This is a genomic window from Streptomyces sp. NPDC029159 (genome assembly GCF_055564055.1).
Map to the genome: position 1 here is coordinate 243,099 of NZ_JBVHWT010000009.1, position 20,566 is coordinate 263,664.

General features: G+C 73.5%; 18 protein-coding genes and 2 pseudogenes. 13 read left to right on the forward strand and 7 right to left on the reverse strand.

Features of this window, described 5'->3' with window-relative positions:
• Positions 1–46: 46 nt before the first annotated feature.
• From ACZ4U4_RS19710 to ACZ4U4_RS19730, 5 genes and pseudogenes are all read left to right on the forward strand, one after another.
• Positions 47–1,315: a prenyltransferase/squalene oxidase repeat-containing protein gene (locus ACZ4U4_RS19710; RefSeq protein WP_467875746.1), complete on the forward strand. Its 1,269-nt coding sequence runs from the start codon at positions 47–49 to the stop codon at positions 1,313–1,315.
• Complete coding sequence (locus ACZ4U4_RS19715) at positions 1,315–1,974, forward strand: SCO2322 family protein (protein ID WP_467875749.1); 660 nt, start codon at positions 1,315–1,317, stop codon at positions 1,972–1,974. The genes ACZ4U4_RS19710 and ACZ4U4_RS19715 overlap by 1 nt, the downstream gene beginning before the upstream one ends.
• Positions 1,971–3,054, forward strand: a pseudogene (locus ACZ4U4_RS19720) (CbiQ family ECF transporter T component); the annotation flags it as partial. The gene ACZ4U4_RS19715 and the pseudogene ACZ4U4_RS19720, both read left to right, overlap by 4 nt.
• A gap of 268 nt (positions 3,055–3,322) precedes the next feature.
• Positions 3,323–5,041, forward strand: coding sequence for an ABC transporter ATP-binding protein (locus ACZ4U4_RS19725; protein WP_467875751.1), 1,719 nt, complete (start codon positions 3,323–3,325; stop codon positions 5,039–5,041).
• On the forward strand, positions 5,038–5,952 hold the full coding sequence (locus ACZ4U4_RS19730) for an ECF transporter S component (RefSeq protein WP_467875754.1): 915 nt from the start codon (positions 5,038–5,040) through the stop codon (positions 5,950–5,952). Before ACZ4U4_RS19725 ends, ACZ4U4_RS19730 begins: the two co-directional genes overlap by 4 nt.
• An 84-nt stretch (positions 5,953–6,036) precedes the next feature.
• Here ACZ4U4_RS19730 and ACZ4U4_RS19735 read toward each other — a convergent pair whose 3' ends face one another.
• The 3 genes from ACZ4U4_RS19735 to ACZ4U4_RS19745 form a co-directional block, all read right to left on the reverse strand.
• The gene (locus tag ACZ4U4_RS19735; protein ID WP_467875756.1) at positions 6,037–7,059 is read right to left on the reverse strand and encodes a HEAT repeat domain-containing protein; all 1,023 of its coding nucleotides are present in this window, start codon (positions 7,057–7,059) and stop codon (positions 6,037–6,039) included.
• Positions 7,060–7,065: 6 nt separating this feature from the next.
• A complete protein-coding gene (locus ACZ4U4_RS19740) occupies positions 7,066–7,734 on the reverse strand; it encodes a HEAT repeat domain-containing protein (RefSeq protein ID WP_467875758.1) in 669 nt (222 codons plus the stop codon).
• Between the two features lie 68 nt (positions 7,735–7,802).
• Positions 7,803–8,972: a steroid 3-ketoacyl-CoA thiolase gene (locus ACZ4U4_RS19745; protein ID WP_467875761.1), complete on the reverse strand. Its 1,170-nt coding sequence runs from the start codon at positions 8,970–8,972 to the stop codon at positions 7,803–7,805.
• Between the two features lie 333 nt (positions 8,973–9,305).
• Between ACZ4U4_RS19745 and ACZ4U4_RS19750 the strand changes: the two genes are divergently transcribed.
• The 4 genes from ACZ4U4_RS19750 (at position 9,306) to ACZ4U4_RS19765 (ending at position 13,000) form a co-directional block, all read left to right on the forward strand.
• Positions 9,306–10,538 (forward strand): cytochrome P450, encoded by a 1,233-nt coding sequence (locus tag ACZ4U4_RS19750; protein ID WP_467875763.1) that lies wholly within the window; start codon positions 9,306–9,308, stop codon positions 10,536–10,538.
• Between the two features lie 439 nt (positions 10,539–10,977).
• Positions 10,978–11,595 (forward strand): DUF6230 family protein, encoded by a 618-nt coding sequence (locus ACZ4U4_RS19755; RefSeq protein ID WP_467875766.1) that lies wholly within the window; start codon positions 10,978–10,980, stop codon positions 11,593–11,595.
• A 1-nt stretch (position 11,596) separates the two neighbouring features.
• A complete protein-coding gene (locus ACZ4U4_RS19760; protein ID WP_467875769.1) occupies positions 11,597–12,097 on the forward strand; it encodes a DUF6114 domain-containing protein in 501 nt (166 codons plus the stop codon).
• Positions 12,098–12,322: 225 nt separating this feature from the next.
• Positions 12,323–13,000 carry a hypothetical protein gene (locus tag ACZ4U4_RS19765; protein WP_467875772.1) on the forward strand — a complete coding sequence of 226 codons (678 nt, stop codon included), beginning with the start codon at positions 12,323–12,325 and terminating at the stop codon, positions 12,998–13,000.
• A 126-nt stretch (positions 13,001–13,126) separates the two neighbouring features.
• Here the strand turns inward: ACZ4U4_RS19765 and ACZ4U4_RS19770 are convergent, their stop codons facing one another.
• On the reverse strand, positions 13,127–13,474 hold the full coding sequence (locus ACZ4U4_RS19770) for a hypothetical protein (RefSeq protein ID WP_467875774.1): 348 nt from the start codon (positions 13,472–13,474) through the stop codon (positions 13,127–13,129).
• Positions 13,471–15,108: pseudogene (gene ctaD, locus ACZ4U4_RS19775) on the reverse strand (aa3-type cytochrome oxidase subunit I); the annotation flags it as partial. The gene ACZ4U4_RS19770 and the pseudogene ctaD, both read right to left, overlap by 4 nt.
• 128 nt (positions 15,109–15,236) lie before the next feature.
• Here ctaD and ACZ4U4_RS19780 point away from each other — a divergent pair.
• The 3 genes from ACZ4U4_RS19780 to proP all read left to right on the forward strand — a co-directional run bounded on the left by ACZ4U4_RS19780 (position 15,237) and on the right by proP (position 18,737).
• The gene (locus tag ACZ4U4_RS19780; protein WP_467875777.1) at positions 15,237–15,776 is read left to right on the forward strand and encodes an RNA polymerase sigma factor; all 540 of its coding nucleotides are present in this window, start codon (positions 15,237–15,239) and stop codon (positions 15,774–15,776) included.
• Positions 15,769–16,782 (forward strand): CU044_5270 family protein, encoded by a 1,014-nt coding sequence (locus ACZ4U4_RS19785; RefSeq protein WP_467875780.1) that lies wholly within the window; start codon positions 15,769–15,771, stop codon positions 16,780–16,782. Before ACZ4U4_RS19780 ends, ACZ4U4_RS19785 begins: the two co-directional genes overlap by 8 nt.
• A gap of 569 nt (positions 16,783–17,351) precedes the next feature.
• Positions 17,352–18,737: a glycine betaine/L-proline transporter ProP gene (gene proP, locus ACZ4U4_RS19790; RefSeq protein WP_467875783.1), complete on the forward strand. Its 1,386-nt coding sequence runs from the start codon at positions 17,352–17,354 to the stop codon at positions 18,735–18,737.
• An 82-nt stretch (positions 18,738–18,819) separates the two neighbouring features.
• Here the strand turns inward: proP and ACZ4U4_RS19795 are convergent, their stop codons facing one another.
• Positions 18,820–19,116 carry a hypothetical protein gene (locus tag ACZ4U4_RS19795; RefSeq protein ID WP_467875785.1) on the reverse strand — a complete coding sequence of 99 codons (297 nt, stop codon included), beginning with the start codon at positions 19,114–19,116 and terminating at the stop codon, positions 18,820–18,822.
• A 209-nt stretch (positions 19,117–19,325) separates the two neighbouring features.
• The gene (locus ACZ4U4_RS19800) at positions 19,326–19,520 is read right to left on the reverse strand and encodes a hypothetical protein (protein ID WP_467875787.1); all 195 of its coding nucleotides are present in this window, start codon (positions 19,518–19,520) and stop codon (positions 19,326–19,328) included.
• A gap of 263 nt (positions 19,521–19,783) precedes the next feature.
• Here ACZ4U4_RS19800 and ACZ4U4_RS19805 point away from each other — a divergent pair, with 263 nt between their 5' ends.
• On the forward strand, positions 19,784–20,332 hold the full coding sequence (locus ACZ4U4_RS19805; protein ID WP_467875790.1) for a GNAT family N-acetyltransferase: 549 nt from the start codon (positions 19,784–19,786) through the stop codon (positions 20,330–20,332).
• Positions 20,333–20,566 lie beyond the last annotated feature (234 nt).

A 20,566-nucleotide genomic window follows, 5' to 3' on the forward strand; every position in this document is an offset into this window, starting at 1 on the left:
ACCCACCCCGCGACGCCCCGAGCGAACCGACTGAGAGGCACCGACGATGGCCCCCCTGGCCCTTTCCCGCGCCGCCCTGCTGCGCCGCGCCGCCGTGGTGTGCGCCGCGGCGCTCGTACCGGTCGCGGCGACCGCGCCCACCGCGTTCGCCGCTCCGCCGTCCCCCCAGAAGCTGCCCGCGGGCCTGTACGGCTCCGGTGATCCGCAGTACGACGGCGTATGGCGGCAGTCGCTGGCGCTGCTCGCCCAGCACACCGTGCGGGTCGAGCCCGCCGCGGCGGCCGTGGACTGGCTGACCGGCCAGCAGTGCGCCGACGGCGCGTTCACCGCGTACCGCGCCGACCCGTCGAAGGCGTGCGGCGGCTCGACGATGCGGGACACCAACCAGACGGGCGCGGCGGTGCAGGCGCTGGCGGCGCTCGGCGGGCACGGTGCGGCCGTGGAGAAGGCGGTGCACTGGCTGACGTCGGTGCAGAACGACGACGGCGGCTGGCCGTCGATGCCGGGCTCGCCGAGCGACGCCAACTCCACCGCGGTGGTCATCGGCGCGCTCGCCGCGGCGGGCCGGGATCCGGCGAAGGTGGAGTCGCCGAAGGGCCACACGCCGTACGAGGGGCTGCTGACGTTCCGGCTCGGGTGCGCGGCGAAGCCCGCCGAGCGGGGTGCGTTCACCTTCCAGCTCAAGGGCGCGGCGGCCAACGCGGACGCCTCGGCCGCCGCGGCGACCGGTGCGCTCGGCAAGGGCTTCGTCGTCCCGGCGGCCGGCAAGGACGCGGACGCGCCGGTGGCCGCGCCGGAGTGCGGTGACGGGAAGAAGGAGCCGTCCGGGGCGGATGCGGACGCGCTGCGGCAGGCCGCGTCGGGGGCGGGTGCGTACCTGGTGAAGGAGATGGACGCGCACGGGCAGCACCTGATGTCGGCGATGCCGGGCGCGAAGCCGCAGCCGGATGTCGGGAACACCGCGGACGCGGTGGTGGCGCTGGCCGCCGGCGGGCACGGCGCGGCGGCGCACAAGCCGCTGGCGTGGCTGGAGAAGAACGGCCCGGCGTGGGCGAAGCCGGCCGGTCCCGCGGCCTATGCGCAGCTGGTCCTCGCGGCGCACGCCACGGGCACCGACCCGCGGAACTTCGGCGGTACGGACCTGGTGGCGGCGTTGAACGCGACCGGCCCGAAGCCGTCCGAGGCCGGGGAGAAGGCGGTGCCGAAGGAGAAGGGCACCGGGTCGATCAGTGCGTGGTGGCTGGTGCCGGTGGGGCTCGCCGCGGGTGCGGGCATCGGGTTCCTGATGAGCGGCCGCCGGAAGCGCGGGCAGTGATGCGGCGGTCGCGGTGGGCCGGTGCGCTGGCGCTGGCCGGGGCGGCGGTGGCGCTGGGCGCGGGCCCGGCGCACGCCCAGGGACAGGCGTACCGGTACTGGTCGTTCTGGGACGGCGCCGACGGCACGTGGTCGTACGCGACGCAGGGTCCGGCGACGCTGCGGCCCGCGGACGGCGCGGTGGCCGGTTTCCGGTTCACGGTCAGCGCGGAGTCGTCGGCGGTGGCCCGGCCGTCGGCCGCGGCCGATTTCGGGAAGCTGTGTTCCGGGACGCCGCAGAAGTCCGGGACGAAGCGGGTCGGCGTCGTCGTCGACTTCGGGACGGCGGCGGACGCACCCGGCGGTGAGCGGCCGCCGAAGGAGCGGACCGCGTGTGCGCGGGTGCCCGAGGACGCGTCGGCCGGTGAGGCGCTGGCCGCGGTGGCGAAGCCGCTGCGGTACGACGCGCAGGGGCTGCTGTGCGGGGTCGCCGGGTATCCGAAGGCCGGGTGCGCGGAGCAGGTGAGCGGTGCGGGGACGTCGGAGCCGGAGGCGTCGGGGAAGCCGTCGGCCGGGGCGGACGGCGACGGCGGGCCGTCGGCCGGGCTGATCGGTGGCGGCGCGGCGGTCGTGGTGCTGGGTGCGGCGGCGGTGTGGCAGTCCCGTCGCCGTCGCGGATGAGGGCGCCGCAGGCCACCCGGAGCACGGCGCTGCACGCGGGGGCCTGGTGGCTGTGGGCGCTGGGGCTGGCCGCGGCGGCGTCGCGGACGACCAATCCGCTGCTGCTGGCGCTGCTGGTCGCGGTGGCGGGGTATGTCGTGGCGGCGCGTCGGACGGATGCGCCGTGGGCCCGGTCGTACGGCGCGTTCGTGAAGCTGGGGCTGCTGGTGCTGGGCATCCGGATGGTGTTCGCGTTTCTGCTGGGGTCGCCGATCCCCGGGACGCACACCCTGGTGACGCTGCCGGAGCTGCCGCTGCCCGACTGGGCGCAGGGCGTCCGGGTCGGCGGCCGGGTCACCGCCGAGGGCATGGTCTTCGCCCTCTACGACGGGCTGAAGCTGGCCACGTTGCTGATCTGCGTGGGCGCCGCGAACGCCCTGGCGAGCCCGGCGCGGCTGCTGAAGTCGCTGCCGGGGGCGCTGTACGAGGCGGGTGTGGCGGTGGTGGTGGCGATGACGTTCGCGCCGCATCTGGTCGCCGATGTGCAGCGGCTGCGGGCGGCCCGGCGGCTGCGCGGCCGCCCGGACCGCGGTGTCAAGGCGCTGCTCCAGGTGGGGCTGCCGGTGCTGGAGGGCGCGTTGGAACGTTCGGTGGCGCTGGCCGGGGCGATGGACGCGCGGGGGTACGGGCGCCGGGCCGAGGTGCCGCGCGCGGTGCGGCGGACCACGGCGGCGCTGACGCTCGGCGGGCTGCTGGGCGTGTGCGCCGGGACGTACGGCCTGCTGGCGCAGGCGGGCGCGGGCCTGGGACTGCCACTGCTGATCGCCGGGCTGATGGCGGCGCTGGCCGGGCTGTGGCTGGGCGGCCGCCGCTCGGTGCGGACCCGGTACCGGCCCGAGCGGTGGGGTGCGCGGGCCTGGCTGGTGGCGGGTTCGGGGGTGGCGGTGGCGGCGCTGCTGATCGCGGCGGGCGGCTACGCCCCCGAGGCGCTGCATCCGTCGGCGGTGCCGCTGACCGCGCCGCGGCTGCCGCTGTGGCCGGCGCTCTCCGTCCTCGTCGGGCTGCTGCCCGCGTGGGTGGCGCCGCGTCCGGCGGACGTGACCGGGCGAGAGGCGGAGGGTGCCGGTCCCGGCGCGGGGCCGGACGGCGGGGGCCGGGAACGGGCCGCCGGGCGGGGACAGGACTCCGGCCGGGCGTCGACCGGCGGCGAGGAACGGCCCGTCGGCCAGGAGCCTCCCGGGCCCGCCGTCGGCATGGGGCCGGGCCTCGGCCGGGAGCGGTTCGTCGGCCGGATGCCCGCCCGCCGGGAGCGCCCCGCCCGTGACGTCCGTCCCCTCTCCCCCACCCGCCCCACGAAGGAGCACGCCCAGTGATCCGGTTCGAGCAGGTCTCGGTCACCTACGGCGAGGCGTCCGCGCCCGCCGTGCAGGGGGTCGACCTGACCGTCGCCGAGGGGGAGCTGTGTCTTCTCGTCGGCCCCTCCGGTGTCGGCAAGTCGACACTGCTGAACGCGGTGTGCGGGCTGGTGCCGCACTTCACCGGCGGCACGCTCCGCGGCCGCGTCACCGTCGCCGGGCGCGACACCCGCACCCACGCCCCGCGCGAACTCGCCGACGTCGTCGGCACCGTCGGCCAGGACCCGCTGGACCGGTTCGTCACCGACACCGTCGAGGACGAGCTGGCGTACGGGATGGAGTCGCTGGGCCTGGCGCCGCACGTGATGCGGCGCCGGGTCGAGGAGACGCTGGACCTGCTGGGGCTGGCCGGGCTGCGGGACCGCGCGCTGACCACGCTCTCCGGCGGGCAGCAGCAGCGGGTGGCCATCGGGTCGGTGCTGACCGCCCATCCGAAGGTGCTGGTCCTCGACGAGCCGACGTCCGCGCTGGACCCGGCCGCCGCCGAGGAGGTCCTCGCCGTGCTCCAGCGCCTCGTCCACGACCTGGGGACGACGGTGCTGCTGGCCGAACACCGCCTGGAGCGGGTGGTGCACTACGCCGACCAGGTCATTCTCATGCCGGGGCCGGGCGCCGCACCGCGGCAGGGCCCGCCCGCCGCGATGATGGCGCACTCCCCGGTCCGGCCGCCGGTCGTCGACCTCGGGGCGCTGGCCGGCTGGTCCCCGCTGCCGCTGTCGGTACGCGACGCCCGCCGCCGCGCCCCCGAACTGCGCGCCCGGCTGGCGGGGGCGGAGCCGCGGCGGCCGCAGCTTCCGGGGCCGTCGCCCGAGGGTGCCGCGCCCGCTCCCCCGGTCCGCCGTCCGAGGCGGGCCGGGCTGCTGCGGCGCCGCGGCGGCGCCGACCGTGCGCCGGACGGTGCCGCGCCCGGAGCACCGCTCGCCGAGGTGCGGCGGCTGGCCGTCCGCCGCGGCCGGATCGAGGCGCTGCACTCCGTCGATCTCACCGTCCGCGCCGGGGAGACGGTGGCGCTGATGGGCCGTAACGGCGCCGGGAAGTCGACGCTGCTGGGCGCGCTGGTCGGGCTGCACACACCGGCGTCCGGCTCGGTCGCCGTCGGCGGTGCCGTCCCGCACCGCACCGCGCCCGGCACGCTGGTCCGGCACGTCGGACTGGTGCCGCAGGAGCCGCAGGACCTGCTGTACGCGGACACCGTCGCCGCCGAGTGCGCCGCCGCCGACCGGGACGCGAACGCCGCGGCGGGCACCTGCCGCGCGCTGGTCGCACGGCTGCTGCCCGGGGTGTCGGACGCGACGCATCCGCGGGATCTGTCCGAGGGGCAGCGGCTGACGCTGGCGCTGGCCGTGGTGCTGACCGCGCGGCCGCCGCTGCTGCTGCTCGACGAGCCGACCCGCGGTCTGGACTACGCGGCCAAGGCGCGGCTGATCGAGGTGTTGCGGGAGCTGGCGGCACAGGGGCACGGCATCGTCCTCGCCACCCACGACGTGGAACTCGCCGCCGAACTGGCCCGGCGGGTCGTCATCCTGGCCGGCGGGGAGATCGTCGCCGACGGGCCGACCGAGGAGGTCGTGGTGTCCTCGCCCGCGTTCGCCCCGCAGGTCGCGAAGGTCCTCGCGCCGCTGCCGTGGCTGACGGTGCCACAGGTGGCCCGCGCGCTGGAGGCCACACCGTGACCGCCGTACGGGAGCCCGCCACGGGCACGGGGCGGCAGGCGCGGGCGGTGCGGCTCGGGCCCCGGTCCGTCGTCGCGCTGGCGCTCGTCTCGGCGACGGGCGTGATGGCGTTCGGCTGGCCGCTGCTGGCCACCTCCGCCTCCGGGCTCGCGCACTCCGCGGACGCGCCGTGGCTGTTCGCCGCGCTGCTGCCGATGCTGCTGGCGGTGGTGGTGGCGACGATCGGGGACTCCGGTCTGGACGCCAAGGCCATCGCGATGCTCGGCGTCCTGGCCGCGGCGGGCGCCGCGCTGCGCCCGCTCGGTGCGGGCACCGCGGGCATCGAGCCGATGTTCTTCCTGATGGTGCTGGCCGGACGGGTGCTGGGCCCCGGCTTCGGGTTCGTCCTGGGCTCGGTGGCGATGTTCGCCTCGGCGCTGCTGACCGGCGGCGTCGGGCCGTGGATGCCGTTCCAGATGCTGTCGATGGGCTGGGTGTCGATGGGCGCCGGGCTGCTGCCGGGCCCCGACCGGCTCCGCGGCCGCCGCGAGCTGGCGCTGCTCGCCGGGTACGGGGCGGTGGCCGCGGTCGGCTACGGCCTGGTGATGAACCTCCAGGGCTGGCCGTACATCGCCGGGCTGGCCTCGGGCGTCTCCTTCGTGCCCGGCGATCCGCTCGCCGACAACCTGGCGCGCTATCTGACGTACTGCCTGGCGACCTCCCTCGGCTGGGACCTGCCGCGCGCGGCGGTCACGGTGGTCTTGACCCTGACCGTCGGCGGTCCGCTGCTGAAGGCGCTGCGGCGGGCGACCCGGCGGGCGGCGTTCGACGCATCGGTTCAGTTCGCGACGCCGGAGCCGTCGCCGGGGGCGGTGCCGGACGGGTCGGGCTCCCGTGCGGCGCCCGGCGGGGGTGAGGCCCGCGGGGCGTAACAGGCAGGGACCCCGCGCCCGGCCGCGGCGCCACCGGCGGACGGGCCCGGCGCCCGCACGCCGTAACGGGCAGGAACCCTGCGCTCAACCGCACCCTTCCGGCGCCGCCGCCTCCCGCAACGTACGGACGTACCCCGCCGTCACCGCCACGCCCGGATCCTCGTCCCGCGCCAGCTCCATGAGGGCGTCCGACGCCGTGGCGCCGGGGACCCCGGCCAGCGCCTGGGCGAGCCGTCGCCGGGCGGGTGCGCCCTCGGCGCCGGGGGTGAGGCGGTCGACGAGCCGCGCGGCGATCTCCTCCGCCACCGCCGGGTCGTCCACCAGGGCGCTCAGCGCATCGGCCGCGTCGACGTCGTTGGCGCCCTCCGCGACCATGGCGACGAGGGTGGGGACCGCCTCCGTCAGGCCCCGGGCGCCGAGCGCCAGGGCCGCGCCGCGGCGGACCGCGGTGTCGGGGTGGGCGAGGGCGGTGCGCAGCGGGACGGTCGCCGCCTCCCCCGGGAGTGCGGCGAGGGCCTGTACGGCGCGGTGCCGGGTCGCGGCCGCGGGGGCGTCGAGGGCCTGCGCCAGCAGCTGCGGTGCGCCGTCACCGGAGCGGGCCAGGGCCCATTTCAAGGCGCCCGCGACATTCGGCTCCGGCTCGCTCAGCACCGCCTCGACCAGCGCTTCCACCGGTGCCGGACCGTCCGCCGCGGCGGCCAGGGCGGCGCGCTGGCGGCGTCCGGCGCTCGGTGACCCCAGCTCCTGGAGGAGGGCGACGATCCGGAGGACGTCCGACCGGTCGGCGGGCTCCGCGGCGCCGATCCGGCGGAGCCGGGTGAGCAGCGCCGTCTCCGCGGCGATGCGCTCCCGGGTCTGCCGGATGAGGTCGTCGACGAGTTCCGCGGGCGCGAAGCCGGGGCCGTCCAACGCCCGCCCGACCTCCCGCAGCGGCAGCCCCAGCGACCGCAGACTCTCCACGTGGAAGAGGCGCCGCAGATCGTCGCCGGAGTACTCCCGGTACCCGGACCCGCTGCGGCCCGTCGGCCGTACCAGGCCGAGCGTGTCGTAGTGCCGGAGCATCCGGGCGCTGACCCCGGAGCGCCGCGTCACCTCGCCAATCAGCACCGTCGCTCACCCCTCCCGGCCGTCCGTGCCGAGGGCCACGATGCGCTTCGCCTCCTCGATCGCGCAATCGAAGCCGGCTTCCGGGTCGCGCCGCAGCCGCTCCGTGGCGAGCGCGTGGCGCCGCGCTCCGGGGTCGCGGCCGGTCGTCGCGTCGTGCAGGACCGGCACGCTCGCCTCGCCGAGCCCGATCAGCGCCCGGCTGAGGCTCAGCTGCGTCTCCCGCCCGCCGCGCCCGAGCTGCGTCGCCAGCACCGCGGCCAGTTCCGGCTCCGCTCCCTCCGGTACGAGGACGACCGCCGCGCGCCAGGCGCTCCGGGCCACCTCGTCGTCGGGGTCGGTCAGCAGGGACCGGGTGAGCGCCGGCCACGCCCGCCGGTCCCCGATCTTGGACAGGGTGTGCAGCGCCTGGCTGCGGGCCTGTGCGTGCGCCGAGCGGAGTTCCCCGAGGAGCCCGGGGAGCGTCGCGTCCGCCGGGTGCCGGGTGAGCGCCCACGTCAGCATCTCCCGTACGGAGAACTCCGGCTCGACCGCACACCGTTCGATGAGCGGCGCCACGCACGGCGGCCCCGGCTCCGTACCGACCGCGAGCGCGGCCCGCAGCCGTACCGATGCGTCGCCGTGCGTCAGCGCCCGGAGCACGCGCGTGGTGGGTGTGTCCTCGTCCGACAGGGTCATGTACGACCACCTCCGAGGCCCCAGGCAAGACCTTCGCACGGTGTGAAGGTCAAGCCGGGCCCCGCCCCTCACAGCCGCTGGATGATCGTCCCCGTCGCCAGTGCGCCGCCCGCGCACATCGTGATCAGCGCGAACTCCTTGTCCTGGCGTTCCAGTTCGTGCAGGGCGGTGGTGATCAGCCGGGCGCCGGTGGCGCCCACGGGGTGGCCGAGGGCGATGGCGCCGCCGTTGACGTTGACCTTCTCCAGGTCCTGGTCGAAGACCTGCGCCCAGGACAGGACGACGGAGGCGAACGCCTCGTTGATCTCGACGAGGTCGATGTCCTTGAGAGTCATCCCGGCCTTGCCGAGGACGGTGCGGGTCGCGTCGATGGGCCCGTCGAGATGGAAGTGCGGATCGGCGCCGACCAGCGCCTGCGCCACGATGCGGGCGCGCGGCTTGAGTTTGAGGGCGCGGGCCATCCGCTTGGAGGCCCACAGCACGGCGGCGGCGCCGTCGGAGATCTGCGAGGAGTTCCCGGCGGTGTGGACGGCCTGCGGCATGACGGGCTTGAGGCCGCCGAGCGCCGCCATGGTGGTGTCGCGCAGCCCCTCGTCCCGGTCGACGAGGCGCCACATGCCCTGGCCCGCGGCCTGTTCCTCCTCGGTGGTGGGGACCTGGACGGCGAAGGTCTCCCGCTTGAAGCGCTCCTCGGCCCAGGCTTCCTGGGCCCGCTGCTGGGAGAGGAGGCCGAGCGCGTCGACGCGTTCACGGGTCAGGCCGCGGCGGCGGGCGATGCGTTCGGCGGCCTCGAACTGGTTGGGCAGGTCGATGTGCCACTCGTCGGGCCAGGGCTTGCCGGGGCCGTGCTTGGAACCGCTGCCGAGCGGCACCCGGGACATCGCCTCGACGCCGCAGCCGATGCCGATGTCGATGACGCCGGACGCGATCATGTTGGCGACCATGTGGTTGGCCTGCTGCGAGGAGCCGCACTGGCAGTCGACGGTGGTCGCGGCGGTCTCGTACGGCAGTCCCATGGTGAGCCAGGCGTTGCGGGCCGGGTTCATCGACTGCTCACCGGCGTGGGTGACGGTGCCCCCGACGATCTGCTCGACGCAGTCGGGCTGGAGGCCCGTACGGCCGAGGAGTTCGCGGTACGTCTCGCCCAGGAGGTAGGCGGGGTGGAGGTTGGCGAGCGCGCCCTGGCGCTTGCCGATGGGGGTGCGTACGGCTTCGACGATGACGGGTTCCGCGGCCATGACTGACTCGTCCTCTCCTCGCGTCCGCAGATGTCCCGGCACCCGCGGCAGAAGAACTAGTACGCGTTCTAGTTCTGCGGTCAGTCTCATGAGCCGTACCCCGGGGGCGCAAGGGGCATGCAGTCGCGGCATCGGCGCCGCGCGCACCGGAGTTGGCCGTCGGCGCCCCCTTGCCGACGGGCGAATGGCGCCGCGACCCTTGCCAGTTGCGGTACTCGTCACTACCTTCGCCGCGACATCTGATGACTCGTCAGAATCAGTGGTGGGCGCCGGCGCCACCCGGCCCGCGACGGCCGGCCGCCGGGCCGCGCCGGACCGGATCAGGAGCCGCCGATGCCATGCCCCGCGCTGCCCGAGGGTTTCGACTTCACCGACCCCGACGTCTACCAGTCCCGCGTCCCGCTCCCCGAGTTCGCCCGGCTGCGGCGGACCGCGCCGGTGTGGTGGTGCGCCCAACCGCACAACATCGCCGGTTTCGGCGACGACGGCTACTGGGTGGTGACCCGCCACGAGGACGTCAAGGAGGTGTCCACCAAACCGGACGTCTTCTCCGCGCACCGCAACACGTCGATCATCCGCTTCAACGACTCCATGACCCGCGACCAGATCGACGTCCAGAAGCTGATCATGCTGAACATGGACCCGCCCGAGCACACCCGGGTCCGGCAGATCGTGCAGCGCGGCTTCACCCCGCGCGCGGTGCGGGCGCTGGAGGAGGCGCTGCGCGAGCGTGCCGCGGCGATCGTCGAGGGCGCGCGCCGCTCCGGCACCGGCGACTTCGTCACCGACATCGCCTGCGAACTGCCGCTCCAGGCCATCGCGGAGCTGATCGGCGTCCCTCAGGCGGACCGGGCCCGCATCTTCGACTGGTCGAACAAGATGATCGCCTACGACGACCCGGAACTCGCCATCACCGAAGAGGTCGGCACCACCGCCGCGATGGAGCTGATCTCGTACGCGATGAACCTCGCCGCCGACCGCAAGGCGTGCCCGGCGCAGGACATCGTCAGCAAACTGGTCGCCGCGGAGGACGACGGCAACCTCGGCTCCGACGAGTTCGGGTTCTTCGTGCTGCTGCTGGCGGTGGCGGGCAACGAGACGACCCGCAACGCCATCACCCACGGCATGCACGCCTTCCTCACCCACCCCGAGCAGTGGGACCTCTACAAGCGGGAGCGGCCTGCCACCGCCGCCGAGGAGATCGTGCGCTGGGCGACGCCGGTGGTCTCCTTCCAGCGCACCGCCACCCGGGACACCACCCTGGGCGGCGCCCCCATCCGCGAGGGCCAGCGGGTCGGCATCTTCTACGCCTCCGCCAACAACGACCCGGACGTCTTCGAACGCCCCGAGGTCTTCGACATCACCCGCGACCCCAATCCCCACCTCGGCTTCGGCGGCGGCGGACCGCACTTCTGCCTCGGCAAGTCCCTCGCCGTCCTGGAGATCAACCTGATCTTCCAGGCCATCGCCGACGCCCTGCCGGACATCACCCTCACCGACGCACCCCGCCGGCTCCGCTCGTCGTGGCTCAACGGCGTGAAGGAGATGCGGGTGCGGTACGCGTAGCGCGCGTACCGCCTGCGGGACGGGCCCGTCGCCTTCGGGGCGGCGGGCTTTCGTGCGCTCCCGGAGAGCGGCGGGGTGCGCGCCACCGGGCCGCGCCGTCGACCGCGCGCCACCGGGCCGCGCGGGTCGGATCGCCCAGTCGACTCGCGCAGTCGGCCGAAAACCGTCGCACGCGTGTCCTTGCCAGCGGACAGCGGCGGAATTACATTCAACTCGCCGGTAACACCCCTGGTAACACCGGTAGTTCAGCGCCATCGGCAGTGTGCCGCCCGTCGGCCCTGCCGTCCCGCTCGCGTACCGCTGCACGGCCACCGTGCGCGCCCGCGCCCCACGCCGCCCGGCGGCCGCGACGCCCGGACCGTACGCCACGCACCCGCACCTGGCACGCCCCCACACGTTCGACAGCGCGACCCACCGCACTCTTCGAAGGGGACACGTCGTGAAGGACGCACACGGCAGACACGTCACGGGACGCATCAGCTGGCGGCGGTTCGCCGTACTGACCGTCCCGGCCGTCGCCGGCACCGCCGCCCTGGGCATCGCCCTCGCCAACGGGGCGCTCGCCGCCTCGTTCGCCGTCTCGGGACAGCAGTTCAAGGTCTCCGCCGACCGCCTCACCGGCGACGGATTCGCCCAATACGGCAGCGTGGACGCCAACGCCCGGGGCGATCTGCTGCCGGTCGCCGTCACCGCCATCAAGTCCGCCGAACTCCACCATCTGTGCCAGTCCGTCGTCACCCACCTGCCGGTCCTCGGTGACATCTCGCTCAACCTGACGGCCGGCGCGGACAAGCCCGTACAGGCGACCAACCTGTTCGTCGACGCCACCCAGCTCTCCGGGGACGCGTCCTTCCACCGCATCGAGATCGGCCGGGACGCCTCGACGCTCGACAAGGGCCCGGCCGACGCCAAGGGCCTCCAGGACCTCTTCGCGCAGCAGGCCGACGACGTCGCCATCAACCATCTGCGGCAGACCGCCTGGTCCACCAACGCCGGGACGTTCCGGCTCTCCGGGCTCAGCATGAAGGTGTCCAAGGGCGCGAAGGAATGCTTCTGAGATGGGCGCCGCCGGAGCGCCGAACCGCTGGCGGCGCTGGCGCCGGGGCCGTCCCTTCTGGGGCGGGCTGGCGGCGGCGTTGGCCGGGGCGGAGATCTGCGCCCTGCCGCTGGCCCCGCTGAAGGTCATGCTCCAGCAGGGCATCGCCGGGGTCCCGTCGGTGCTGATGGGCCTGGTGATGATCCTGATGGGCCTGTCGGCGTGGTTCACCCCGCAGCACCGGACCCTCGCCGGCGTCCTCACCGTCCTCGGCGCGATGGCCGCGCTCGTCATGTCCAACCTCGGCGGCTTCCTGGTCGGCACCCTCCTCGGCATCCTCGGCGGCGCGATGATCTTCGCCTGGCGGCCGGTGGAGAGCGAGGCGCCGCCGGAGGCGGACGGGGCCCGGCCCGGGACGTCCGAGGTGGCGAAGGAATCCGGCCTGACCGGGACGCCCGGCGCGGCCACGGCGTCCGATGCTCCCGGCGCCCCGGGGGCGGCCGCGGCGAGCCGCCTTCCGTGAGCCGCCTTCCGTGACGCGGTAGCCCCGCGTCCGCCCCGTCCTCCGTACGGCTCCCCCTGGCCGACCGGCCCCGTACGGCTGCCCTCACCCCGTGCGCGGCTACGCCGTGCGCGCCCACCACGCCGCGCTGCCGCGCGTCCGTGCGCCGCCGCGTGTGCCCGCACCACCGCACTCCCCCTCACGGCCCGGGCCCCCGGGCACCCTCCCGTACGAAGGAGTCCAGCGATGACCCAGCACCTCACCCGCACCGTGCTCACCGCGTCGGCCGGTATCGCGGCGGCCCTCGGGCTGACGCTGGCGGTGACCGGGCCGGCGACCGCCGAGCCCGCGCCCACGGCACCGGCCGCCGCCGCGTCCACCACCGTCACGCCCGCCGGGCACGCCTTCGGCGCGAAGCTCTCCGGGTCCGCGACGTTCTCCGCCGGTTCGGTGACGGTGACCTGCACCGCCTCCACCGCCACCGGTTCGGTGCCCGCCGCGCCCGGCAACACCAACGCCTCCGGGCCGGTCAGCAGCGCCGTCTCCGCGCCCACCTACAGCTCCTGCACCACGAGCATGCCGGGCGTCAGCGCCACCGTCACCACGACCGGCAACTGGACCGTGGGCCTCCAGAACGGCTCCCCGGCGACCGCCGGACTCACCATGCCGTCGGGCGGATTCGTCCTGAAGACCAGCGGACTGGCCAGCTGTACGGTGACCGCCGCGCCGACCGCGGCGGCGACCGTCAACGGCACCTGGACCAACGGCGCGCCGTCCACCCTGAAGTTCACCAACGCGGCGGTGCCGGTGACGGTCGAGGGCGGCTTCGGCTGCCCGACGACCGCGACCAGCTCGAACTTCAACGCCACCTACACCGTCGCCGACACCACCGACCCGGCCTCCCAGATCACCGTCGGCAGCTGACCACGCGCCACCCGCGTAGCGCCCGCACACCGGTCGGCCCGCGCACCGCACCGGTCCCGCCGCCGGTGGCCGCTCCCCCACGGCCACCGGCGGCACCCCGGGCGGTGCCGCTGCCTCCTTCGCCGCTCATCTGCCGCCCAGGACGGAGCCCACCAGCGCCGCCACCGCGACCGTGCCCGCCGCGTAGCCGGTCAGCAGCCGTCGCCGCAGCCTCCGGTGGACGCCCTCGTACTCGGCGCGCAGTGCGGTGGCGCGGGCGGCGATCCGCTCCAGGGTGTCCCGGGACAGCTCCGCCTGGTCGCGGCAGTAGTGGCGGGCGACCTCCGCGCGCTGGGTCTCGGTGAGCCAGGGCAGCCCGGCGCAGAACGCCTCGGCCCGGCTCCGCGCCCGGCGCTTCTCCGCCTCCCACAGCAGGAAGCCCTCGATCTCGTTGATCGCCGCGTCGGTGCGCATACCGCCGGTCGTCCCCCTCATGCCCGTCCACTCCGCTCGGGCACCAGCGCCGCCCGCTCCCCGCTGCGCAGCGCGTCGTCCTGGGCGGCGATCTCCGGATGGTGCAGATCGAACGCCGGGGATTCGGAGCGGATACGCGGCAGGGAAAGGAAATTGTGGCGCGGCGGCGGGCAGGAGGTCGCCCATTCCAGGGAGCGGCCGTATCCCCAGGGGTCGTCGGCCTCGACCTTCTCCCCGTACTTCGCGGTCTTCCAGACGTTGTAGAAGAACGGCAGGACCGACAGACCCAGCAGGAACGAGAAAATCGTCGAGACGGTGTTCAGAGCGGTGAAGCCGTCGGCCGGAAGATAGTCCGGGATACGGCGCAGCATGCCTTCCGTACCCAGCCAGTGCTGGACGAGGAAGGTGCCGTGGAATCCGACGAACAGCGTCCAGAAGGTGATTTTCCCGAGGCGTTCGTCCAGCATCTTGCCGGTGAACTTCGGCCACCAGAAGTGGAATCCGGAGAACATCGCGAAGACGACCGTACCGAAGATGACGTAGTGGAAGTGGGCGACGACGAAGTACGAGTCGGTGACGTGGAAGTCGAGGGGCGGCGAGGCGAGGATGACGCCGGTCAGACCGCCGAAGACGAAGGTGATGAGGAAGCCGATCGCCCAGAGCATCGGGGTTTCGAAGGAGAGCGAGCCCTTCCACATGGTGCCGATCCAGTTGAAGAACTTCACCCCGGTCGGGACCGCGATGAGGAAGGTCATGAAGGAGAAGAACGGCAGGAGGACGCCGCCGGTGGCATACATGTGGTGTGCCCAGACCGTCACCGAGAGCCCCGCGATGGAAATCGTCGCGGCGATCAGGCCGATGTAACCGAACATCGGCTTGCGGGAGAAGACCGGAATGACCTCGGAGACGATGCCGAAGAACGGCAGCGCGATGATGTAGACCTCCGGATGGCCGAAGAACCAGAAAAGATGCTGCCAGAGCAGCGCCCCGCCGTTCGCCGCGTCGAAGACATGCGCCCCGAATTTCCGGTCCGCCTCCAGGGCGAACAGCGCGGCGGCGAGCACCGGGAAGGCGAGCAGCACGAGGACGCCGGTCAGCAGGACGTTCCAGGTGAAGATCGGCATGCGGAACATCGTCATACCGGGGGCGCGCATACAGATGATGGTGGTGATGAAGTTGACGGCGCCGAGAATCGTGCCGAACCCGGAGAGCGCCAGCCCCATGATCCACATGTCGCCGCCGATGCCCGGCGAGCGGACCGCGCCGGAGAGCGGGGAGTAGGCGAACCACCCGAAGTCCGCCGCCCCTTGCGGGGTGAGGAAGCCTCCGACAGCTATCAGGGACCCGAACAGATAGAGCCAGTACGCGAGCATGTTGAGCCGTGGGAAGGCGACGTCCGGGGCGCCGATCTGCAGCGGCATGATCCAGTTGGCGAATCCGGCGAAGAGCGGCGTCGCGAACATCAGCAGCATGATCGTGCCGTGCATCGTGAACGCCTGGTTGAACTGCTCGTTCGACAGGATCTGATGGCCGGGCCGGGCCAGCTCGGCGCGCATCAGCAGCGCCATCACCCCGCCGATGCAGAAGAACGCGAACGCGGTGACGAGATAGAGCGTGCCGATCGCCTTGTGGTCCGTGGTCGTCAGCCACTTCACAGGAGTTCTCATGCCCGGTAGGTGTCCGGCACCCCGCCCGGCGTCACCGGTACGCGCCGCAGGGGGCCGTGGGATGGATCACCGCGGCGGGGTGTGACGATCGGGGGCGTGCCGGACACCAACCGATCATGAGCACGGACGATGCCTTCGCCGCTGCCTACCGCGCCCACTACTGGGCGGTCAGCCGTTTCGTGGCGCGGCGGCTGGACGGGCAGGCGGACGAGGTCGAGGAAATAGCCGCGGAGGTCTTCGCCACCGCCTGGCGCCGCCGCGCGGACCTCCCCGACGCGCCGCTGCCCTGGCTGTACGGGGTGGCCCGCAACTGCCTGGCCAACACGGTGCGCGGCCGGGGCCGTTACCGCCGCCTCCTGCACCGCCTGGGCAACCACGAGATCGCGCACCGCCGGGGGACGGTGGCGAGCCCGGACGCGGAGCGGCCCGGCTCCTGGGTGCACGAGGCGCTCACCCGGCTCTCCCCCGCCGACCAGGAGGTGCTGCGGCTGACGGCGTGGGAGGAGCTGACCGTCGACGAGCTCGCCGTCACCCTCGGCTGCGGCCGGAGCGCGGCGGCGATGCGGCTCCACCGGGCGCGGACCCGGCTCCGTACCCAGATCGACCGGATGCGGACGCCGGTGTCCGCGCGAGCAGGAGACGAGTGCGATGGATGACGAACTGGAGCTGCTGCGCACGGCCGATCCCGCGCCGGCGCACAGCGGCCCGTGGCGGGAGCGGCCCCTCGACCACCGGGCCGAGCGGGCGCTGAACCAGCTGCTGTACCGCAGCCGCCGCCGGAAGATCGGCCGGCGGCTGGTGCTCCGCGCCGAGGCGGCGGCGCTGGCCCTCTTCGCGGTGCTCGCCTACACCCTGTCCGGGCCCGGCTCCACGCCCGCCGCCGCGGTGCCGGCCGCCCTCCAGGTGCGTTCCGGCGCGCCGTCCGTGCCCCTGGCCGAGCTGGCACGGCGCGCCGAGGCGTACGCCGCCGCGGCGCGCCCCGGGGCGGGGCCGCACCGGGGCAGCCATCTGCAGAGCTGGTACCTGGACCGCCGTACCGGCACCGCGGACGCACCGCCGGTGACCGTGCCCGAGGAGCGGCTGACCCGGTGGAACGCCGACGGCAGCGGCTCCGAGCTGGTGGTGGCGACCGATCCGCGCCACCCGGGGCGCCCGGTGATCCACACCACCGATGACGGCCGCCGCTCCACCGTCGAGGACGGGAAGGTGCTGCACCGGGTGGCGTACCCGGCGGGCACCGAGGCGCAGCGCGGGGGCCTGGCGTCGCGGACGCCGCCGCCGGACGCCCCGGAGGCGCTGCGGCGGCTGCTGGGCGCGCTGTACGGCGAGGCGGACGGCGGAACGCCGCAGCTGCTCCAGGCACTGTCCGCGTTCCGTCAGGAGTGGACGCCGGGGCCGCGGGAGAGCGCCGCCGTGGTGCGGCTGCTCGCCACCGCCGGGGAGCTGCGCCCGGTGGGCCCGGTCACCGACCGGCTGGGGCGCCGCGGTCAGGCGTACGTCTGCACCGGGCGGCCGGGCGCCATGGAGGGCATCCGGCAGATGCTGATCCTCGACCCGGCCGACGGCCGCCTCCTGGGCAGCGAGACCACCACGACGGAGGACATCCCCGGCACACGCGTAAAGGCCGGTGCGGTCCTCTCCTACGAGGCGTGGCTGGAGTGACGCGCGGCCGCCGGGTGGCGGTCCGGGCGGGACGGGCGGATCCTTGAGTGACGCGACGATCCCCCGGCGCGGTGGCCCCTGCGGGCCGCCGCGCCGGTCGCGTTTCCGGGCCCGGTGAGCGGGTGCGCACGGGCCGCCGAAGCCCGGTTGCGGCGGGCGGGACGGCGTGCGGGAGGGGCGCGTACGAGGGCGCCGCGTGCGGGGTGTGGGCCGCGTCACCCCGGCGTACGGTTGCAGGCTCTCACCGCGATATGGCTCACACCACGGCTCGCCTCGGGAACGTCTCCGGAGCCACGTTTGCCCTGCGTGGAGCGGGTAAGCGACCGATTGCGCGGTCAACCGCGCACCGTCCGTGATGACCGGGTCTGCCCCTATGGTCGACTTTCGCCCGTCACCCGTGACGGGACTTTTTCTTGCAGTCGACCCAGAGAGCGCAGGCGAGCGAACACGTGCCGACGCAGTCCCCCGTCGCACCGGGGCCCCGTGACAAGGGCGACAGCCGGAAGGCTGTCGCATCCGACTCGGAACAGCGCACCGGGGGAACGTCCTCCAGAGGATCCGCAGGCGACGTGACGGTCGTCGAGCCGGCGATGGTCAAGCGCGCGGTCTCCGCCGCGGCGCTGGGCAACGCGATGGAGTGGTTCGACTTCGGCGTCTACAGCTACATAGCCGTCACCCTCGGCAAGGTCTTCTTCCCGACCGGGAACGCGACGGTGCAGCTGCTGTCGACCTTCGGCGCGTTCGCCGCGGCGTTCCTGGTCCGGCCGATCGGCGGCATGGTCTTCGGTCCGCTCGGCGACCGCATCGGCCGCCAGAAGGTCCTCGCCCTCACCATGATCATGATGGCGGCGGGCACCTTCTGCATCGGTCTGATCCCGTCGTGGCACTCGATCGGCATCGGTGCCCCGATCCTGCTGCTCGTCGCCCGCCTGGTGCAGGGCTTCTCCACCGGCGGTGAGTACGGCGGCGCGTCCACCTTCATCGCCGAGTACGCGCCCGACAAGAAGCGCGGCTTCCTCGGCAGCTGGCTGGAGTTCGGCACCCTCGCCGGCTACGTCGGCGGCGCCGGCCTGGTCACCCTGATGACCGCCCTGCTCTCCACCGACGACCTGCTCTCCTGGGGCTGGCGGATCCCGTTCCTGATCGCGGGCCCGATGGGCGTCATCGGCCTCTACCTGCGGATGCGGCTGGAGGAGACCCCGGCGTTCGCACAGCTGGAGAAGGAGGCGCGGTCCAAGGAGAAGGAGCGCCGCGAGGCGGAGAAGCGCGTCGGCGTCCGCGAGATGATCTTCGGCCAGTGGCGCGCGATGTTGCTCTGCGTCGGCCTGGTCCTGGTCTTCAACGTCACCGACTACATGCTGCTGTCGTACATGCCGAGCTATCTGACCTCGGAGCTGAAGTACGACGAGACGCACGGGCTGCTGGTCGTCCTCGCGGTGATGGTCGTGATGATGTGCGTCCAGCCGTTCGCGGGGCGGCTCAGCGACCGCTTCGGCCGCCGCCCGGTGATCGCCGCGGGCTGCGCGGGGTTCCTGCTGCTCTCGGTGCCCGCACTGCTGCTGATCCGGCAGGGCTCGCTGTTCGCCATCGCCCTCGGCATGAGCGCGCTGGGCCTGCTGCTGGTCTGCTTCACCTCCACGATGCCGTCGACGCTGCCCGCGCTCTTCCCGACGAAGGTCCGCTACGGCTCGCTCTCCATCGGCTTCAACATCTCCGTGTCGCTGTTCGGCGGCACCACCCCGCTGGTCGTCACGGCACTGATCGGCGCCACCGGCAACCGCATGATGCCCGCCTACTACATGATGGCCGCGGCCGTCATCGGCGGTATCGCGGTCTGGCTCATGTCGGAGAGCTCCTGCAAGCCGCTCCCCGGCTCGCCCCCCGCGGTGGAGACCGAGGCGGAGGCCCGCGAGGTCACCCGCGCCGCCCGCCAGGAGGCGACCGCGACGGCCTGAGCGGCCGACGGCCCACAGGCGGTACGGAAACATTCAGGAGCCCGGTGCGTCACGGCACCGGGCTCCTGGGCGTTCGGGCGCGTCAGGCCGCGCACAACCTGTTCAGATCATTGATGTCGGCCTTCAGCGCCTCGGTACCGGGCCCGTCCCAGGGGTGGCTGTCCACGTAGTCCTGCGCGGCGTCGCGTACGGACTGCCAGTCCGTCGCATCGGTCGGGTCACCGACCTGCTCCAGATGTGCCTTGGCCGAACTCACCGCGTCCGCGCACGTACTCGCCGCGGCCACCGGCAGAGCCTGCGCCGTGGCGACACCGAAGGCCAGCACCCCGACCACCGCGGCGCCCACGATGCCGGCCACCGCACTCCTGCGAAGTTCCATCCGTCCCGCCTCCCACTCCGACGGCGAACCGGGCCCACCGCCCGCCCCACCCACGGAGCACACTGTCCCGACGCCGCAGCCCCCACCAGGGAGCGGAACGACATTCCCCCGGAGCGCAGGAGCCCGCCCGGCGCACCCGGCCACCGGACGCGCCCCGGTGACGGCGCCCGGTCGGGGCAGACGCACAGACGGGGCGTTCATGTGGCGACTCAGACCGGCGTGATACCGGCCTGGGTCTTGATGACGTCCACGGCGTCACTGGTGAGCCACCGGAGCGGGACGACGGTCCAGCGGTCGCTGCCGGGCTTCCGCATGACGACGGCTTTGCCGTCCTGGATCAGTTCGCACCGCATGAACCCGTGATCGCGCTTGAGGTCGTCCGCCAGGTACTCACCGTGGATCATCCCTGCTACTCCTGTTCGCGGTCCTTGTCGTCCGCCATGGCGCTGTGCACGTCGCCATTCTGGGGGACACGGGTGCCCGGGGCGGTCGACTGCCCCTGGCTCGCCTGGGGCCCCACGGACCCCCGCGTTTTCGAAGTCCTCCTCACTCGTTGCGCTTTCCAGGGTCGCGTCGGTGTCGAGTGCGGTCTGAAAGGCCAGAGCGAGCGTGATGTGCCTGCGCCCGTCGACGGCGCAGATGGCGAATTCGGCATTAAGCTGCCGCTATGCTGCTGGATCTTCATTTCAATGGCCGGAGAATCCAGATCAGAGACCTGGAGCCGGAAGATGAGCAGGATGTGCTCACGCTATTCGACGCAGCTGGAGATTGGTTCACTGCCGCCACAGGCCAGCCCGCCGCGCCCGGCGATGTCCAAAGCCTGTACTACGCCTTGCCTGAAGGTGCGGCCTTCGAGGACAAGGCGCTTCTCGTGTTCTCGGCCGACGGGCAGATCGTCGGCGTGATCGACGCCGTACTCCGGTACCCAACGACAGGTGCTTGCTCGCTCGGCCTGTTCCTCATCCACCCCGCATTCCGACGCCAGGGGCTGGGCCGTCTGGTGGCCTCCACTCTCCTTCGCGAACTCGCTGCACAGGATTACACCCAAGTGGCTGCGTCGGTGACCGAAGACTGGCGACCAGGCATGGAGTTTCTGGTCGAACTCGGTTTCTCCTTCGAAGCGCCCCGGACCCCAGCAAACGCTAATCGCAACCTTGGCCCCGGCGAGCGCCCCGTCATCCGAGCGCGACTTCACCTGGACGCCATCACTCGTTGACCAACCCAGGCTATCCGTCAAATCACGAAGCAGCGCTGGGGCGTTAAGTTTGCAGCCCAGCTCGATCGGATACCGACCGACCGCCGCCTGGACACCCAGCTCTGCCGAGCCGCCGCCCGGACATGCGCCGCACGGACCAGTCCGCCGGAATTCGTAACCAACGGCCGCTTTCAAACCACGCCACAAAATTCCCCCCAACCTCCGTGCCCCGGCCGGAATCGACCAACAACCACC

Bases quoted from the DNA above. Each gene is read 5' to 3' on its own strand.
- ACZ4U4_RS19780 (WP_467875777.1), top strand. From the start codon at position 15,237: ATGAGCACGGACGATGCCTTCGCCGCTGCCTACCGCGCCCACTACTGG.
- ACZ4U4_RS19795 (WP_467875785.1), bottom strand. From the start codon at position 19,116: ATGGAACTTCGCAGGAGTGCGGTGGCCGGCATCGTGGGCGCCGCGGTG.
- ACZ4U4_RS19750 (WP_467875763.1), top strand. From the start codon at position 9,306: ATGCCATGCCCCGCGCTGCCCGAGGGTTTCGACTTCACCGACCCCGAC.
- ACZ4U4_RS19765 (WP_467875772.1), top strand. From the start codon at position 12,323: ATGACCCAGCACCTCACCCGCACCGTGCTCACCGCGTCGGCCGGTATC.
- ACZ4U4_RS19710 (WP_467875746.1), top strand. From the start codon at position 47: ATGGCCCCCCTGGCCCTTTCCCGCGCCGCCCTGCTGCGCCGCGCCGCC.
- ACZ4U4_RS19800 (WP_467875787.1), bottom strand. From the start codon at position 19,520: ATGATCCACGGTGAGTACCTGGCGGACGACCTCAAGCGCGATCACGGG.
- ACZ4U4_RS19805 (WP_467875790.1), top strand. From the start codon at position 19,784: ATGCTGCTGGATCTTCATTTCAATGGCCGGAGAATCCAGATCAGAGAC.
- ACZ4U4_RS19785 (WP_467875780.1), top strand. From the start codon at position 15,769: ATGGATGACGAACTGGAGCTGCTGCGCACGGCCGATCCCGCGCCGGCG.
- ACZ4U4_RS19715 (WP_467875749.1), top strand. From the start codon at position 1,315: ATGCGGCGGTCGCGGTGGGCCGGTGCGCTGGCGCTGGCCGGGGCGGCG.
- ACZ4U4_RS19760 (WP_467875769.1), top strand. From the start codon at position 11,597: ATGGGCGCCGCCGGAGCGCCGAACCGCTGGCGGCGCTGGCGCCGGGGC.
- ACZ4U4_RS19740 (WP_467875758.1), bottom strand. From the start codon at position 7,734: ATGACCCTGTCGGACGAGGACACACCCACCACGCGCGTGCTCCGGGCG.
- ACZ4U4_RS19770 (WP_467875774.1), bottom strand. From the start codon at position 13,474: ATGAGGGGGACGACCGGCGGTATGCGCACCGACGCGGCGATCAACGAG.
- ACZ4U4_RS19745 (WP_467875761.1), bottom strand. From the start codon at position 8,972: ATGGCCGCGGAACCCGTCATCGTCGAAGCCGTACGCACCCCCATCGGC.